Here is a 14867-nt window from a genome sequence, read left to right as displayed (position 1 = left end):
AGGGTGTAAAACTAAAAAGAATGATGACATGCCACCGAAAGCCCGACGTATACCTTATGCAATCACCACGCATGGCGATACGCGCATAGACAACTATTACTGGCTACGGGACGATTCGCGTTCCCGGCCAGAGGTACTCGACTACCTGCACGAGGAAAACGACTATGGCCGCAAGGTCATGTCCAGCCAGCAGACGCTTCAGGACCAGCTGCTGAATGAAATGGTACAGCGTATTCCTCAGCGTGATATCTCCGCGCCCTGGACCAAAAACGGCTACCGCTATCGCCATATCTACGAGCCCGGCAACGAGTACCCCATCTACCAGCGTCAGTCGGGGCTGAGCGCCGAGTGGGACGAGTGGGATATTCTGCTGGACGCCAACCAGCGCGCGGCCCACAGCGAATTTTATACCCTGGGCGGCATGTCCATTTCACCGGATAACGCGGTGATGGCGCTGGCGGAGGATTATCTCTCCCGTCGCCAGTACGGCCTGCGTTTTCGCAATCTCGACACCGGTAACTGGTATCCGGAAATGCTGGAAAACGTCTCCCCGGATTTTGTCTGGGCAAATGACTCCGAAACGGTTTACTACGTCAAAAAACACGCCTCCACTCTGCTGCCTTACCAGGTTTGGCGACACACCGTGGGGACCGACTCCGCGGACGACGAGCTGGTCTATGAAGAGCAGGACGAAACCTTTTATGTCAGCCTGCATAAAACCTCCTCACGCCACTATGTCATTATCTTCCTGGCCAGCGCGACGACATCCGAAGTTCTGCTGCTGGATGCCGAACTGCCTGATGCCCAGCCGCTCTGCTTTCTGCCGCGCCGCAAGGACCACGAGTACAGCCTGGATCACTTCCAGCACAGTTTTTATGTGCGTTCGAATCGCGAGGGCAAAAACTTCGGTCTTTATAAAACCAAAGTGCGCGATGAGCGCAAGTGGGAAGTGCTGATCCCCGCGCGGGATCAGGTGATGCTGGAAGGCTTCACCCTGTTTACTGACTGGCTGGTGGTGGAAGAGCGCCAGCGGGGGCTGACCAGCATCCGGCAAATCAACCGTAAAACCCGGGAAGTGGTGGGGATTGCGTTTGACGACCCGGCCTATGTGACATGGATTGGATTCAACCCGGAACCGGAATCCTCTCGGCTGCGCTACGGCTACTCGTCCATGACCACACCGGACACCCTGTTTGAACTGGATATGGACACCGGGCAGCGTCAGGTGATTAAACAGACCGAGGTCAAAGGGTTCGAATCCGAAAACTACCGAAGCGAACACGTGTGGGTCACCGCCCGGGATGGCGTGGAGGTTCCCGTCTCGCTCGTCTATCACAAAGCGCATTTTCAGAAAGGGAAAAACCCGATCCTCGTCTACGGCTACGGCTCCTACGGCTCAAGCATGGACGCCGATTTCAGCAGCAGCAGATTAAGCCTGCTCGATCGCGGCTTTGTTTTCGCCATCGCCCATATTCGCGGCGGCGGCGAACTGGGGCAGCACTGGTATGAAGACGGGAAATTCCTCAAAAAGAAAAACACCTTTAATGACTACCTTGACGTCTGCGATGCGCTGATTGAACAGGGTTATGGCGATCCGCAGCTCTGCTTTGGCATGGGCGGCAGTGCGGGCGGCATGCTGATGGGGGCAGTTATCAACCAGCGTCCCGACCGCTTCAAAGGCATCGTCGCGCAGGTGCCGTTTGTTGATGTGGTTACCACCATGCTCGATGAATCCATTCCTCTCACCACCGGGGAGTTTGAGGAGTGGGGCAATCCGCAGGATGAGATTTACTACCGCTATATGAAAGAGTACAGCCCGTACGATAACGTCGAGGCGAAAGCCTACCCTCATATGCTGGTGACCACCGGTTTGCATGACTCTCAGGTGCAATACTGGGAGCCGGCAAAATGGGTGGCAAAACTGCGGGAGCTGAAAACCGACGATAATCTGTTGTTGCTCTGTACCGATATGGATTCCGGACACGGCGGGAAATCGGGACGGTTTAAATCGTATGAAGGGGTGGCGCTGGAGTATGCCTTTTTGATTGGCCTGGCGCAGGAGACGCTGCCAGGCCGTGCAGAGCGTTAAGCTTCGCCCAGATAATGTTTCAGCGTCAGACGCAGCTCCGGGCTCATTTTGTCGAGGTTGTTATACAGCCAGCGCAAATAGCCCGGGTCTTTATCGGCAATATCAGACACCGCTCTGCCCCGGTACTTACCAAAGGTAAACGTGGTCAGCAGCGCGGGGCGTCCGGTAATGGTCGCCATGTCATCCGGCGTCCAGCCGGAGGTGTTCATAATATCGATGAGTAACGCGGCGGTGATATAGCAGTCATACAGGGCGCGGTGATGATGCAGCCCCTCAGGCGTGCGGACGCTGAGCTTGCGGGACTTGTACAGCGCCATGTTACTGTACTTGATCCCCGGCCAGAGGCGACGCGCCAGCTTCATGGTACAAATCCATTCCCCGGGCATCTCCGGCAGCACGCGACGGTCAAAGCTGGCGTTATGCGCGACGTACCACGGGCTACCGTAATAGTGGGGAATCACGTCTTCGATCCACGGTTTATCCGCCACCATCGATTCGGTAATGCGATGGATAGCCATCGCCTGAGGGCTGATGGGGCGATCGGGACGCACCAGATGGCTCATTGGGTTGACGATTTTTCCGTCAACCACGTCGACAGAGGCCACTTCCACTATTCCGCCCTGAAGATCGCAAGTTTCGGTATCGATGACGCGCAGCATTGAACACTCCTGAGCTTAAAACGCCTAGCCTAAAGGAATGATATCGCCTTGCCAACCCTGTCTGCCGAGCGAGCCCGTCAACAGTAACTCACCGTTATCCGCGCGGACAATCAGCTGGCCTTTATCATCCCACAGCGCGCTGCCGCTACCGGCATTCGCCATGAGCACAGCAATGGCATATTTATGCGCGAAGCGCTGAAGGGTGCTGATGGACTGTCGCCAGCGGTAATCCCGCACCGACTGACAGCTGGTGAAGAGTGTTGCACTCGGGTCGAGATTCGGCGAATCGGCATGGGCATCCATGATGCTCAGGTGTTTATCCCCCGGCATCAGGCTGGCACCGCTGCCTTGCGGATAGCGCAAAACGCGCTGGCGAGAGGGGGTAAACAGCGCGAGGCCTTTCTGGCGCAGACCATTGCGCTCAACGGGGAGCCCGGCAATCACCGTAATCCGGTAAAAATGGGCCGCGTCAAGCAGGGGATCCAGCTGGGCGTCGCCGGGTGGGGGAGGTAACGTCGACGTCCCGGATCCCGTTAATGAGAGTTCAGGGAAGACCAGCAAATCACACCGTTGCCGTGCGGCTTCCGCAATGAAGCGAAGGTGGTGCGTAACATGGTCATCAATACTCTGGTGTAGCCCGCCATACTGGGCTGCCGCTATATTCCAATGTGACATCGTGACTTCCTTATACACTGAGTCGCAGGGATTTAAGAATACACCTAATTTAATCAGGGTTTTCTTATCCTGCCAGATTCAGCGTAAGGAAGTGTAACGAGTCGTTAAGCTTATTTAACTTTAGGTTCGTACGGCAAACGGGAGAGATTGACCGAGGCGAGACGGTGGGCGATTAATCTTTCACGGAACCAGTCCCGCAGATGGGCAGGTTGGTCACGTTCAACAACTTCCGCCACGATGGGCATGTTGTAACGCTCTTTAAAAGCGACGCCAGCGGCAGCGAGATCGACATTCACTTTATCCATCTCGTCCTGAGGAAGGGCGGCCAGATTGATCTTCATTACCTTCTCCTTATTATGCGGCGGCAACGTTACCGCGATTGCGCGACGATGACAAGCGGAGGCGGGATGATCCTCGACTCGTTTATTATACAGCGTTATTCTTTAGCATACAGACATAACAAAAAGGAATGATTGCGATGGGTTTCTCCGCTTCCCGCGCGGCATGCGCACTGGTTTTTCTCGCCTCTACAGTGATTTCTCCCTCGGTGCTTGCGCATGCGCATCTTCAACAGACTATCCCGGCGGCAGACAGCCTGGTGAGCGCACCGCAGACCCTGACGCTGAATTTTTCGGAGGGTATCGAACCCGGTTTTAGCGGTGTAGTGGTAACGGATGCGCAAAAACAGGTCATCAGGGCCGGTACCGCTACGCGAGACGAAAAGAATAAAACTCAGCTTACCGTACCGCTGGAACAACCGCTGACGCCAGGGACTTACCAGGTCGACTGGCATGTGGTCTCGGTTGATGGCCATAAAACCAAAGGCAGCTATCACTTTAGCGTGAAATAGCATGCTGTCGCTGATTTACATCGGGTTGCGCTTTATCCACTTTGGGGCGCTGATGCTGGTTTTTGGCAATGCGCTTTACAGCGTCTGGTTTGCACCTTCCTCTCTCCAGCGTTTAATGTCACGGCGTTTTCAGGCGCAGCAGAAAGTGGCCTCCCTAATCAGCCTGGCGGCCGCACTTCTCATGTTTATGCTTCAGGGCGGATTGATGGGAAGCGGGTGGGGAGATGTGTTTGCCCCGCAGGTCTGGCAAAGCGTGCTGGGAACGCAGTTTGGTAGCGTCTGGCTGTGGCAGATTATTCTCGCGGCGATCGCGGTCGGCGCCGCATGGCTCGCGCCACTGAAAGGGTCGCGACTGCTGCTGCTGGCAATGGGGCAGCTTATCCTGCTGGCCGGGGTAGGACACGCGGCGATGCTGGAGGGGGCGATGGGGGCTTTGCAGCGTCTTAATCATGCTGTTCACCTGATCTGTGCCGCCACCTGGCTGGGGGGATTACTGCCGCTGCTGTTCTGCATGCGTCTGGCCAAAGGGCGCTGGCAGACTGCCGCCATCTACACCATGATGCGCTTCTCACGCGTGGGCCATTACGCCGTCGCCGGCGTGCTGCTCACCGGGGAGGTTAACGCGCTAATGATACTCGGCCTCCAGATTCCCTGGGAGGCTGGTTATGTACAGTTATTGTTGTTCAAATGTGCGCTGGTGGCGTTGATGGTGGTAATTGCGCTGGCAAATCGGTATTTTCTGGTGCCACGGTTCCGTCCGGAAACCGGACGGGCACAACAGATTTTTATCAGGATGACACAGGCAGAAGTGGTGCTGGGGGCGCTGGTACTGGCAACGGTAAGCCTGTTCGCCACCTGGGAACCCTTCTGACAAGGTTAAATATCATATGAAAAAGACAGTACTTTCTTTTGTATTGCTGGCCTGCACGGGGAGCGCGCTTGCTGCACCACAGGTTATCACCGTCAGCCGTTTCGAAGTGGGTAAGGACAAATGGGCGTTTAATCGCGAAGAGGTGATGCTGACCTGCCGTCCGGGCCATGCGCTGTATGCCATCAACCCGAGTACGCTGGTGCAATACCCGCTGAATGATACCGCCGAGCAGCAGGTGGCCAGCGGGAAGAGTAGCGGGCAGCCCATCAGCGTGATCCAGATTGACGATCCTTCCCACCCGGGGCAGAAGATGAGTCTGGCACCGTTTATTGAGCGCGCGGATAAGCTCTGCTAACGTACAGGTTTCCAATAAAAAACCGCAGATGCTTGCGAAAGCACTGCGGTTTTTTTCGTTTAATGATGCTCTGACGCTTTTTTTCCAGCCGCTTTAACTGTTGACTGGAAAACCTGGCGTCGTCATCTATTCTTAAAAGGCAAGGCGACTTAGCCTGCATTAATGCCAACTTTTAGCGCACGGCTCTCTCCCAAGAGCCATTTCCCTGGACCGAATACAGGAATCGTATTCGGTCTCTTTTTATCTGTATGAAAGTGAAAGAATAATCCCGGTAATGTCTTTCTCATACAGCGCGCACTTCCTGTACGTCCAGCTAAAACATAACACAACACAGCATGCGGAAGTCCAGCCCTTTTTGCCTGTTTTGTTAAATTTTCGTGTCGCGTCAGTAAATGGCAATGCCGGGCTTAAAAGCGCGATTTAACGGACGCCTCAATTTCATCAAGCAGTTCAAAGCGACGGCGGTATTCGGCTCGCTTTTTACTGGCAATGTCCTCAAGGGATTTGCGCTCCATCTGCAGGGGGAGTTGCCAGCAGAAGGCGGACAGTTTTTTACCGTCCAGCGATCCCCAGAACTCATCATAGCTGGCGTGGAAGTGGCGACCTTTACTGAGGCGATAGCGCAAGGCGCGGAAAACGTGTCCTTCATCGCTGACGGCAAAAATTGCCCGCACTGACGACTGTGCCGCCAGCTGGAAAATCACCTCCATCAGCAGCCGTTTTGGGAACAGACCGTGGCAGGCGCGGGTGGCCTGCTTAATGGCATCCCGCGAGACGTTGCGGCGGGGGCCCTGAAGTCCACCTATCACGATGACCCGCTGGCCATTGCTGCGCGCAACGCTAAAGGTCAGGCTGGCAAGCAGCGTATTCTCGTTATCGCGCAGCCACAGCGTGCTTTCGCCTTCGCGCTCGGCTTTCCCGGCACAAGAGGCATTGACGGTGTAGATCGCGTCGTTTTTGGCCCTGAACTGGACAATCACTTGCTCATGCGGGCTGGTCAGCGCCTGGGCCAGTCCCTTCTCTTTCAGGCTATCAATCCAGTGATAGTGGTGAATGATAGCGTCAGCGCGATCGCTCGCCGTCAGGCCGCGCATCAGGTACTGCCGATGGGTCTTGCTCGGTAAGGTCATCTGAGAGGCCAGCAGTCTGTCGAAATCGTCGCGACCTGCAAGGCTTTCCAGCATGCGATGGGTGGAGGACCAGAACAGAAGCGAACGCAGAAGGAACTTGAGGCGATATTCGCGTTTCTGCCAGATTGGCCCAGGAGTCCGTTTGCCTTTCACCAGCTCAGAAATAATATGTGTGCGATGTGGATAGAAAACATCGTTATGCAGTTCTGTATTAGACACGTGAAGGCCCTCGTTTTTATCTCCCCTTATTCTAAAGAGCCAGTAAAAAGGGATTAATAGTGCGCGGACCTTTATTTCCGTTTGGTTTAGCGTTTGTTTGATTTTGCGAGAGCCCTGGCGATCTTCTGTCATTTCTGCTGCAGCTATACTGTTAACAGGAGGGCCTTATGTACCAGCGAATAGAGGGGCGGATGTGGCGTCACGTCTGGGTTGTCAGCGATATTCACGGTTGTTATCAGCGGCTTTTAGACGAGCTCAAATGCCGTCATTTTAACCCGTTTGAGGATTTACTGATTTCTGTGGGCGATCTGATCGATCGTGGTCCAGACAGTGTTAAATCATTACAGCTTATCAATGAAAAATGGTTTCGTGCCGTGCGTGGCAACCACGAGCAAATGGCTCTCGACAGTCTGGATAATAACGATTTTTCTCTCTGGACGATGAATGGCGGAATGTGGTTTGCGCAACTTGAACGCGACCAGCAACAGCTCGCGCTGTCGTTGCTCGATGGCTGCCGCGATTTACCGCATATTATTGAGATAACCTGCGCTAACGGCCTGAATGTGATTGCCCATGCCGATTATCCGGCAGCGGAATACCGCTGGCAAAAACCGGTCAGCGCCCAGCGCGTTTTATGGGACCGCGATCGGCTGATGGGGTTTATGGTGGGTAAAGGGCAGGGTATCAGCGGCGCGGATCATTTCTGGTTTGGCCATACGCCCGTCGACAGACGGTATGATTTTAATAATCTTCACTACATTGATACGGGGGCCGTTTTTGACGGTTACTTTACGCTGGCGCAACTGCAGTAATAAATAACCCGCCTTCGGGCGGGTTCTCTTTAGGTCAGGCAAGGCGCATGACCCAGGCATCGGTTTTGCTATCGTAATGCTCACGGTAAAGGACAGAATGTTCGCCATCAAGTATTGCCGGGACGCTGGTGTCGGCATCCCACGCATCGAGCTGCATGCACAAATCCGGGTCGGATTTGCAGGGAATACTTAACGTTCGATCGCCTTGTGCTTCGCCGCGCAGTTCTGCGTCGTCGATCTCGAAAGCGCCAATACGCACGCTGGTTTTCGTCATAGTGCTCTCCGGGTCGGTTGTCAAAATCTGGTATGACCAGTACGGTCACCCATTTTTTATCGTAGACAAGGAGAGCAAAATCGCCAGTAAAAAAGTGCGCTTTTTTTAGTCGGTGCGATCGTTACCGGTAAACAGACGACCATCGCGAACCAGTTCGCGCGGATAACTGTTTTTCAGTCGGGAGCCGACCTTTTTTGCCAGTCCCAGCGGGTACCCCTGATACGTCACGATTGCTTCATCGCCTGCCGGGGTGCTCGCCGGGTAGACATCGCGACCACGGTACCACTCTTCGGCTTCCTGATGCGTGAGGGCAAAAGTATTCTCGCCCCCGGCAAGTGCGATGACGGCCTCGTGCTGCCAGCGATAGCCTTTGTTATGCACTTCCGCCAGGCGGATCCCGATGCGCGAAAAACGCACTTTACCAATCAGCGGTTCGATATTCGCCGGGAAAAGCCAAACTTCTTTATCGCGCTGCCAGAGGTGCAGACTTTCATCCCAGACCAGCCCAACCTGGCTGGCGGCCGCGATAAGCTGTGCGGCATCGCGACCTTTAAGAGGCGCAAACGGGAAAGTGCCAACCTTGAATTTAGGTGCAGGGAGGGGAGCCACCGCCTGCGTTTTACGCAGACGCGCCACAAAGAACCCTTCACAGTCGTAAATCTGCGGGAAGACGTGAAGAAAACCTTCGGGGGTGACCGCTTCACCGGCTGAGGCAAACAGATCGTTCAGCGGCAGAAAGTCGACCGCATCCGGGTATTGCGCTTTCAGCCACAGACAGACGTCTTCGTTTTCATCGCGGTTGAGGGTGCAGGTGGAGTAAACCAGCGTGCCACCCGGGCGCAGGGCGTGAAAGGCGCTGTCGATCAGCTCGCGCTGTGTGGCGGCGATCTCAAGGTTGCTTTCCACCGACCAGTTCTTTAACGCATCGGGATCTTTACGCACCACCCCTTCGCCGGAGCAGGGGGCGTCCAGCAGAATGGCATCGAAAGCTTCCGGTAAGGCGGCGCCAAAGACGCGTCCGTCGAAGTGGGTGAGGGCAACATTATGAATACCGCAGCGGCTGATGTTGGCATGCAATACTTTCACCCGGCTGGCGGAAAACTCGTTGGCGAGGATCGCCCCCTGATTGCCCATACGGGCGGCAATTTGTGTGGTTTTCGAGCCAGGAGCCGCGGCAACATCCATTACGCGTTCAGGTGCATTGCCATCCGCGAACAAGGCGGCAACCGGCAGCATCGAACTGGCTTCCTGAATATAGAACAGACCGCTCAGATGTTCAGCGGTACTGCCCAGCGGCACGTCATCTTCATCATCGCGTTCGATCCAGAACCCCTCAGTACACCACGGGACTGGCGTAAGCTGCCAGCGGTAGGGCGCGACCAGCGTCAGAAAATCATCGATGCTGATTTTCAACGTGTTGACGCGGATACTGCGGCGCAGCGGACGCTGGCAGGCGGCAATAAAGTCGTCTAAGGAGAGATGAGAGGGAAGCGCCTCGCGCATCTGCGCCAGGAATTGTTCAGGAAGAAATACGGAGTTTTGAGCCACGTGCACACCACAGGGAAAAGTTCAGGTGCGCAGTGTAACATAAAGGCTCCGGCGCGTTGACACCGGAGCCTTTCAGATTAACGCGGCAGGGCCGTTCCCCACTCACGCCACTCTTTTGGTTCACTTTCAAGCAGCAGGAAGTGTTTACCCGGCTGCGCTTTCGGCGCCAGCGGCGTTCCCGGCGGCGTGGCAAAGGCAATACCACCGCGGATGAACTGATTGAAGGTGCCGGTTTTCACCACCCCTCCCGTCAGGCCGAAGTCCAGTGAATAGCCGGATGCCAGCCAGAATACCGAGTTATTGCGGACAAGGTGCTGGTAACGTTCGCTGATGCGTAACGCCACCATCACGCGGTCGGAGAGTGTACCGAGCGTCAGACCCGTGACCGTACCCACCTCAATGCCGCGGAACAGGACCGGCGTACCGATGCTCAGCGAGCCAGCTTCCGGCACTTCCACCACAATGCTCAGGCCACCCAGGTAGCGCGAGTCGGTGATTGTGGCTTCCTGCAATTCAAAATCACGACGGGCATTGCCCTGGCCGGGCTCAACGTTGATATACGGCTGCAGGATGGTGTCGAGATGTTCCACCCCCGCGGCCGAAATCTGCGGTGTGACCACGGAGAAGCGCGAACCCGTGCGCGCAAAGGTCTGCACATATTCCGGATACAGCACGGCGGTGGCCTGCACCTCGTTGCGCGAGGTGATGAGCGTCAGCTTCTGGATCTGCCCGATATCAATGCCCAGATAGCGGATTGGCATGCCTTCCGCCAGCTTACCGGCATCAAACGCGTGCAGGGTAATTTGCCCCCCCACGGCACGCGCGGCGGTTTCCGACGGGAAAAGAATACGCTTATCGCCTTTACGCAGATTGGCACCCGCACCGCTGAGATTATCGAAGCTAATCGCGCCGCGCAGCGCGCGTGAGAGCGGGGAAGCCTGCACGGTCAGCCCGTTACCGTTGAGCTGAACTTTCGCACCACCTTCGGCCCAGAAGACGCTGTTTGGCGTCAGCAGCTTGCGGTACTCGGGCTTGATATGCAGCTCGATATCAAACGCGTCCGCACGCGGGCGAACGGTAATCACTTCCCCGACTTCAAACTTGCGGTAGAGCACAACGGAACCTGCCTGCACGTCCGGCAGCGTCTCAGCGCTTAATGTCAGCGTGGTGGTAGGAAGATCGCTCAGGCTGTTTTCAATCGCTTTTTCGAGGTTCGCGTATAGCGGGTAGCTATCGCGCACGGGGCCTTTATCCCCTGGCAAAATGCGGATGCCGCCGTTAACCCATTCGCTGGCGCTGGCACCGAGGAACTCCACGCCGTCCAGACCTACCTTGACGTCGACGCGACTGTTCACCACGAATTTACTGTCGCCGTGAACCAGGTCGCTATATTGCGGATCGATGGCGACCGAGAAGCTCACGCCACTCGCAGAGAGCGTACGCTCCAGCACCTGACCCACCTGCACGCCATGCAAAATCAACGGCTGACCGGCTTCGATACCGTAACTTTCCGGGGCATTGAGCGTGATCGTCACCACCCCCGGTTTTTGCAGCAGGGCTTTATCCGCCGGGGCAACGACGAAGCTGTTGCTGGGTTGACCTTCACCGGGGATCAGCTCAAACGTATTGCCGGTGAGCAGGGTGCTGATGTTGGCGTCGTTCAGGGAGAGCTTCGGACTGCGCATTTCGATACGTGTCTTCTCGCGCAGGAGATCGACCACGCTCGGATCGACCGTCATCTCGCCGGTGACCGAGCCGCCCGGGTTGAGGGTCATTTTGGTGAGCTGACCCACCTGCAGCCCCTGATACATCAGCGGCGTTGAGCCGGCTTTTAGCCCTTTCGCATCGGGCAGGGCCAGTTTGACAATCACCCCGCGCTGGCTGTGCGCCAGGTCAGCGTATAACCCGAACGTGTCGTCGGCGGTGGCCGGGCTTGAGTTTTCCGGGGAATCAAAGGCAATGGCGCCATTCACCAGTGCCGCCAGACTCTCCAGCTTCACCTTCGCACCGCTCAGGCTGAGATCGGCATCCACCCCGGAGACGTTCCAGAAGCGGCTGCCTTTTTTCACCAGGTTGGTGAAGCGACGTTCGATCAGCACATCAATGGTGACGCCCTGTTTGTTCGGGTTAATCGCGTAGTCGTACACGCGGCCAACCGGGATTTTACGGAAATAGACCAGGGAGCCACTGTTCAGCGAGCCGAGATCCGGCGCCTGCAGATGGATCATCAAATCGCCGTTATTGAGACGGTATTTGGGCTGGGTATCCAGCGCAACAAAGTGATCCTGGGGCTCACCTTTGCCCGGCATCATGCCGATATAGTTACCGCCCACCAGCGCATCCAGCCCGGAGACACCGGCCAGCGAGGCTTTCGGGGTCACCAGCCAGAACTGCGTTTCGCTGCGCAGGGCATCCTGCATGTCAGATTTGATACTGACCCGCACCTGGATCTTGTTCAGCCCTTTTCCAAGGGAGATGTCCTGAACCGTACCGACTTCAACCCCCTGGAAGCGAACAGGGGTTCGCCCGGCAACGATGCCGTCAGCGGTCTGGAAATCGATCGTCACAGTGCTTCCGCGATCTTCATAGCTCGTCCAGATAAGCCAGCCCGCAATCATCAGCGCGATGACAGGCAGCAACCAGAATGGCGAAATGCGGCGTTTAGTTTTAATTCTCGCTTCAGTCGGCGAAGCGGGGGTTTCCTGACTCATGTGCATCCCAAAGTAAGCGGCTATCCAGCCATTCCACAGCAAGAATAGTCAATATCACCGCAGAGCCGAAATAAAAAGCCGCGGGTCCCATTGTAAAAGCAAGTAGCTGGTCGCGATTGATGAGCGACATCATCAGCGAAATCACAAACAGATCCAACATTGACCAGCGGCCAATCCAGGTCACGAATCGCAGAAGCAGAATACGGGTGCGCAAACCTTGCTCACATTTAAAATGAATACTGATGAGCAAGGTAAACATCACGATCACTTTCGTAAACGGCACCAGAATACTGGCGATAAAGACGATTGCCGCCACGCCGATGTTGCTGTGTGCAAGCGAGATGATCCCCGAGAGAATGGTATCTTCCTGACGTCCGCCATTCACATAGATGATGGAGATGGGCAGCATATTGGCCGGGATCAGGAAGACCAGAGAGGCAATCAGCGCTGCCCAGCATTTCTGCAGACTGTTGTTGCGCCGCAGCCGCAACGGGATGTGGCACCGTGGGCAGCGGCCGCGCGCGTCGGGAAAGCCGGTATAGTGGCAGCCCAGACAAACCCGAAGATTCTCATCGGGGCGGGTCGCGGGGCGCTGAGGGTAAAAGCGCTCCCAGAGCTGCTCCACATTCAGGTGGATCAGCGTCAGGATACTGAGCAAGACCAGACAAATGAAGGCAAACAGCCCGACGCCCGGCTGCAGAAACGCATAGTCCTGTACCTTTATTGACGCCACGCCCACGCCCACCAGGTAGATATCCAGCATCACCCACTCTTTCAGCTTTTCCAGCATCAGCAGCACCGGACGCAGGTTCATGCCCAGAATGTTGCCAAACCAGAGATAAGCAATGGCGGCGACCAGCACCAGCGGTGCGCCAACGGTGCAGAACAGCACCATGGCCGCGGTCAGTGGATCGCCCTGACGCGTCATCTGCCAGATCCCCTGCAGCACGTTGGCGTCGATACGCACGCCGAGCAGGTAAAGTTTAAGCAGCGGCTCGCTCCAGGCAAACGGCATCAGCAGAAGCATGGTGACCGCCATGGCGGCGAGGCGGGTTAACGACCAGTCGCGGCCGTCACGGATTTTGGCGTCGCAACGGGGACAAAAGGCACTTTGGTGCGATTTCATCTTCGGCAACATAAAAAGCGTATCGCACTGAGGGCAACGCTGATAATGTGCACGGGGCAAAGCCTGGCTTACCGTATGGACAGTTATCTTTTTTGTCGGCGTAATTTTGGTTGTTTTTAAGGCCATCAGCTGCGCACAAATAAGTATTGTTGAAAGTTATAATAACTCATGAACGGATTCATCTTGAGCATGAGCGCATTTAATGCTTATTTTAATAGGCTATGCGGTAATTTTGTAAGACAACTAAGTGATTGAATAATGAACAAAACAGAATTCTACGCGGATCTGAACCGCGATTTTAAGGCATTGATGGCGGGTGAGACCAGCTTCTTAGCCACTCTGGCAAATACTAGCGCATTGCTGTTTGAACGTCTCTCTGACGTGAACTGGGCTGGCTTTTACCTCCTGGAAGGGGAAACGCTGGTGCTTGGCCCGTTCCAGGGCAAACTGGCCTGCGTGCGCATTCCAGTTGGTCGTGGTGTCTGCGGTACCGCGGTGGCTGAGAATCAGGTACAGCGTGTGGAAGATGTGCATGCGTTTGACGGTCACATTGCCTGTGATGCCGCCAGTAATTCTGAAATCGTTCTGCCGCTGGTGGTAAAAAATCAGATTATTGGCGTTCTGGACATCGACAGTACGGTCTTCAGTCGCTTTACAACCGAGGACGAACAGGGGCTGCGCGAGCTGGTGGCGAATCTGGAAAACGTACTCGCAGCAACCGATTATCAAAAATTCTTTGCGAGCGTCGCAGGATAATCAACGGATAACGTAGCATTTACGGATAGCGTCATTATAATGACGCCTGTTCATGCCTGCGCTTGTTGGCAACGTCCGTTGTAATCAGGAAATTTCATGGAAAATCAACCTAAGTTGAATAGCAGTAAAGAAGTTATCGCATTTCTGGCCGAGCGTTTCCCACAGTGCTTCAGCGCTGAAGGCGAAGCTCGTCCCCTGAAAGTCGGTATTTTTCAGGATCTGGTAGCGCGCGTTGAGGGGGAAATGAACCTCAGCAAAACTCAGCTGCGTTCCGCCTTACGTCTTTATACTTCGAGCTGGCGTTACCTGTACGGTATCAAACCGGGCGCGACCCGTGTGGATCTCGACGGCAATCCTTGTGGTGAGCTGGACGAGCAGCACGTAGAGCACGCGCGTAAACAGCTGGAAGAAGCCAAAGCACGCGTTCAGGCACAACGTGCTGAACAGCAAGCGAAAAAACGTGAAGCCGCAGCGGCTAATGGTCAGGAAGACGCGCCTCGTCGCGAGCGTAAACCTCGTCCTGCGCCTCGTCGCAACGACAACAACGATCGCAAACCGCGTGCTGACAAACCAGCAGCTAAAGCCCCGCGCGCCCCTCGTGAAGAGCCGCGCCACACTCCAGTTTCTGACATTAACGCTCTGAGCGTAGGTCAGGCACTGAAGGTGAAAGCGGGTAACAATGCTATGGACGCCACCGTACTGGAAATCACCAAAGATGGCGTTCGTGTACAGCTGACTTCTGGTATGTCAATGATTGTACGCGCAGAACACTTGTTGTTCTGAAACGGAGGC

The 14867-nt window shown here is 55.5% G+C and carries 15 protein-coding genes; 7 read left to right on the top strand and 8 right to left on the bottom strand.

Annotated elements, in window-relative coordinates; translation table 11 throughout:
* The first annotated feature begins 28 nt into the window (after nucleotides 1-28).
* Nucleotides 29-2089: an oligopeptidase B gene (gene ptrB, locus LDK53_RS03925; RefSeq protein ID WP_225284624.1), complete on the top strand. Its 2061-nt coding sequence runs from the start codon at nucleotides 29-31 to the stop codon at nucleotides 2087-2089.
* On the opposite strand, the gene exoX is transcribed toward ptrB, so the two are convergent.
* The 3 genes from exoX to LDK53_RS03910 all read right to left on the bottom strand — a co-directional run bounded on the left by exoX (nucleotide 2086) and on the right by LDK53_RS03910 (nucleotide 3764).
* The gene (gene exoX / locus LDK53_RS03920; RefSeq protein WP_025756911.1) at nucleotides 2086-2748 is read right to left on the bottom strand and encodes an exodeoxyribonuclease X; all 663 of its coding nucleotides are present in this window, start codon (nucleotides 2746-2748) and stop codon (nucleotides 2086-2088) included. The genes ptrB and exoX overlap by 4 nt on opposite strands.
* 24 nt (nucleotides 2749-2772) lie before the next feature.
* Nucleotides 2773-3423, bottom strand: a complete 651-nt coding sequence (locus LDK53_RS03915) for a carbon-nitrogen hydrolase family protein (protein ID WP_025756910.1) — start codon at nucleotides 3421-3423, stop codon at nucleotides 2773-2775.
* A 110-nt stretch (nucleotides 3424-3533) separates the two neighbouring features.
* Nucleotides 3534-3764: a DNA polymerase III subunit theta gene (locus LDK53_RS03910; RefSeq protein WP_225284623.1), complete on the bottom strand. Its 231-nt coding sequence runs from the start codon at nucleotides 3762-3764 to the stop codon at nucleotides 3534-3536.
* Nucleotides 3765-3901: 137 nt separating this feature from the next.
* On the opposite strand from LDK53_RS03910, the gene yobA reads away from it, so the two are divergent.
* From yobA to LDK53_RS03895, 3 genes are read left to right on the top strand one after another with little or no spacing between them, the layout of a single operon-like run.
* Nucleotides 3902-4273, top strand: coding sequence for a CopC domain-containing protein YobA (yobA, locus tag LDK53_RS03905; RefSeq protein ID WP_225284621.1), 372 nt, complete (start codon nucleotides 3902-3904; stop codon nucleotides 4271-4273).
* 1 nt (nucleotide 4274) lies between these two features.
* Nucleotides 4275-5144 (top strand): copper homeostasis membrane protein CopD, encoded by an 870-nt coding sequence (copD, locus tag LDK53_RS03900; protein ID WP_225284620.1) that lies wholly within the window; start codon nucleotides 4275-4277, stop codon nucleotides 5142-5144.
* A gap of 16 nt (nucleotides 5145-5160) precedes the next feature.
* Entirely contained in the window at nucleotides 5161-5499 is a 339-nt protein-coding gene (locus LDK53_RS03895; RefSeq protein WP_225284619.1) for a YebY family protein, read from the top strand.
* Between the two features lie 407 nt (nucleotides 5500-5906).
* Here LDK53_RS03895 and LDK53_RS03890 read toward each other — a convergent pair whose 3' ends face one another.
* Nucleotides 5907-6848: a VirK/YbjX family protein gene (locus LDK53_RS03890; protein WP_225284618.1), complete on the bottom strand. Its 942-nt coding sequence runs from the start codon at nucleotides 6846-6848 to the stop codon at nucleotides 5907-5909.
* A 167-nt stretch (nucleotides 6849-7015) separates the two neighbouring features.
* On the opposite strand from LDK53_RS03890, the gene pphA reads away from it, so the two are divergent.
* Nucleotides 7016-7660 (top strand): protein-serine/threonine phosphatase, encoded by a 645-nt coding sequence (gene pphA / locus LDK53_RS03885; protein WP_225284616.1) that lies wholly within the window; start codon nucleotides 7016-7018, stop codon nucleotides 7658-7660.
* Nucleotides 7661-7694: 34 nt separating this feature from the next.
* Here the strand turns inward: pphA and LDK53_RS03880 are convergent, their stop codons facing one another.
* The 4 genes from LDK53_RS03880 to yebS all read right to left on the bottom strand — a co-directional run bounded on the left by LDK53_RS03880 (nucleotide 7695) and on the right by yebS (nucleotide 13445).
* Nucleotides 7695-7934 carry a YebV family protein gene (locus LDK53_RS03880; RefSeq protein WP_008500472.1) on the bottom strand — a complete coding sequence of 80 codons (240 nt, stop codon included), beginning with the start codon at nucleotides 7932-7934 and terminating at the stop codon, nucleotides 7695-7697.
* Nucleotides 7935-8039: 105 nt separating this feature from the next.
* Nucleotides 8040-9482 carry a 16S rRNA (cytosine(1407)-C(5))-methyltransferase RsmF gene (gene rsmF / locus LDK53_RS03875; RefSeq protein WP_225284614.1) on the bottom strand — a complete coding sequence of 481 codons (1443 nt, stop codon included), beginning with the start codon at nucleotides 9480-9482 and terminating at the stop codon, nucleotides 8040-8042.
* A 77-nt stretch (nucleotides 9483-9559) separates the two neighbouring features.
* On the bottom strand, nucleotides 9560-12193 hold the full coding sequence (locus tag LDK53_RS03870) for a PqiB family protein (RefSeq protein ID WP_225284613.1): 2634 nt from the start codon (nucleotides 12191-12193) through the stop codon (nucleotides 9560-9562).
* Entirely contained in the window at nucleotides 12162-13445 is a 1284-nt protein-coding gene (yebS, locus tag LDK53_RS03865; protein WP_045286382.1) for a membrane integrity lipid transport subunit YebS, read from the bottom strand. The genes LDK53_RS03870 and yebS overlap by 32 nt, the downstream gene beginning before the upstream one ends.
* 132 nt (nucleotides 13446-13577) lie before the next feature.
* Here yebS and LDK53_RS03860 point away from each other — a divergent pair, with 132 nt between their 5' ends.
* Entirely contained in the window at nucleotides 13578-14075 is a 498-nt protein-coding gene (locus tag LDK53_RS03860) for a GAF domain-containing protein (protein ID WP_008500476.1), read from the top strand.
* A 96-nt stretch (nucleotides 14076-14171) separates the two neighbouring features.
* Entirely contained in the window at nucleotides 14172-14858 is a 687-nt protein-coding gene (proQ, locus tag LDK53_RS03855; protein WP_025756901.1) for an RNA chaperone ProQ, read from the top strand.
* The last annotated feature ends 9 nt before the right edge of the window (nucleotides 14859-14867 follow it).

The sequence above is a fragment of the Enterobacter sp. K16B genome (assembly GCF_020216105.1).
Lineage (GTDB): Bacteria > Pseudomonadota > Gammaproteobacteria > Enterobacterales > Enterobacteriaceae > Enterobacter > Enterobacter sichuanensis.
The sequence above is the reverse complement of the archived record's forward strand: the minus strand, read 5'-3'. Positions and strand labels throughout refer to the sequence as shown.

Bases quoted from the DNA above. Each gene is read 5' to 3' on its own strand.
- ptrB (WP_225284624.1), top strand. From the start codon at position 29: ATGCCACCGAAAGCCCGACGTATACCTTATGCAATCACCACGCATGGC.
- exoX (WP_025756911.1), bottom strand. From the start codon at position 2,748: ATGCTGCGCGTCATCGATACCGAAACTTGCGATCTTCAGGGCGGAATA.
- LDK53_RS03915 (WP_025756910.1), bottom strand. From the start codon at position 3,423: ATGTCACATTGGAATATAGCGGCAGCCCAGTATGGCGGGCTACACCAG.
- LDK53_RS03910 (WP_225284623.1), bottom strand. From the start codon at position 3,764: ATGAAGATCAATCTGGCCGCCCTTCCTCAGGACGAGATGGATAAAGTG.
- yobA (WP_225284621.1), top strand. From the start codon at position 3,902: ATGGGTTTCTCCGCTTCCCGCGCGGCATGCGCACTGGTTTTTCTCGCC.
- copD (WP_225284620.1), top strand. From the start codon at position 4,275: ATGCTGTCGCTGATTTACATCGGGTTGCGCTTTATCCACTTTGGGGCG.
- LDK53_RS03895 (WP_225284619.1), top strand. From the start codon at position 5,161: ATGAAAAAGACAGTACTTTCTTTTGTATTGCTGGCCTGCACGGGGAGC.
- pphA (WP_225284616.1), top strand. From the start codon at position 7,016: ATGTACCAGCGAATAGAGGGGCGGATGTGGCGTCACGTCTGGGTTGTC.
- LDK53_RS03880 (WP_008500472.1), bottom strand. From the start codon at position 7,934: ATGACGAAAACCAGCGTGCGTATTGGCGCTTTCGAGATCGACGACGCA.
- LDK53_RS03870 (WP_225284613.1), bottom strand. From the start codon at position 12,193: ATGAGTCAGGAAACCCCCGCTTCGCCGACTGAAGCGAGAATTAAAACT.
- yebS (WP_045286382.1), bottom strand. From the start codon at position 13,445: ATGGCCTTAAAAACAACCAAAATTACGCCGACAAAAAAGATAACTGTC.
- LDK53_RS03860 (WP_008500476.1), top strand. From the start codon at position 13,578: ATGAACAAAACAGAATTCTACGCGGATCTGAACCGCGATTTTAAGGCA.
- proQ (WP_025756901.1), top strand. From the start codon at position 14,172: ATGGAAAATCAACCTAAGTTGAATAGCAGTAAAGAAGTTATCGCATTT.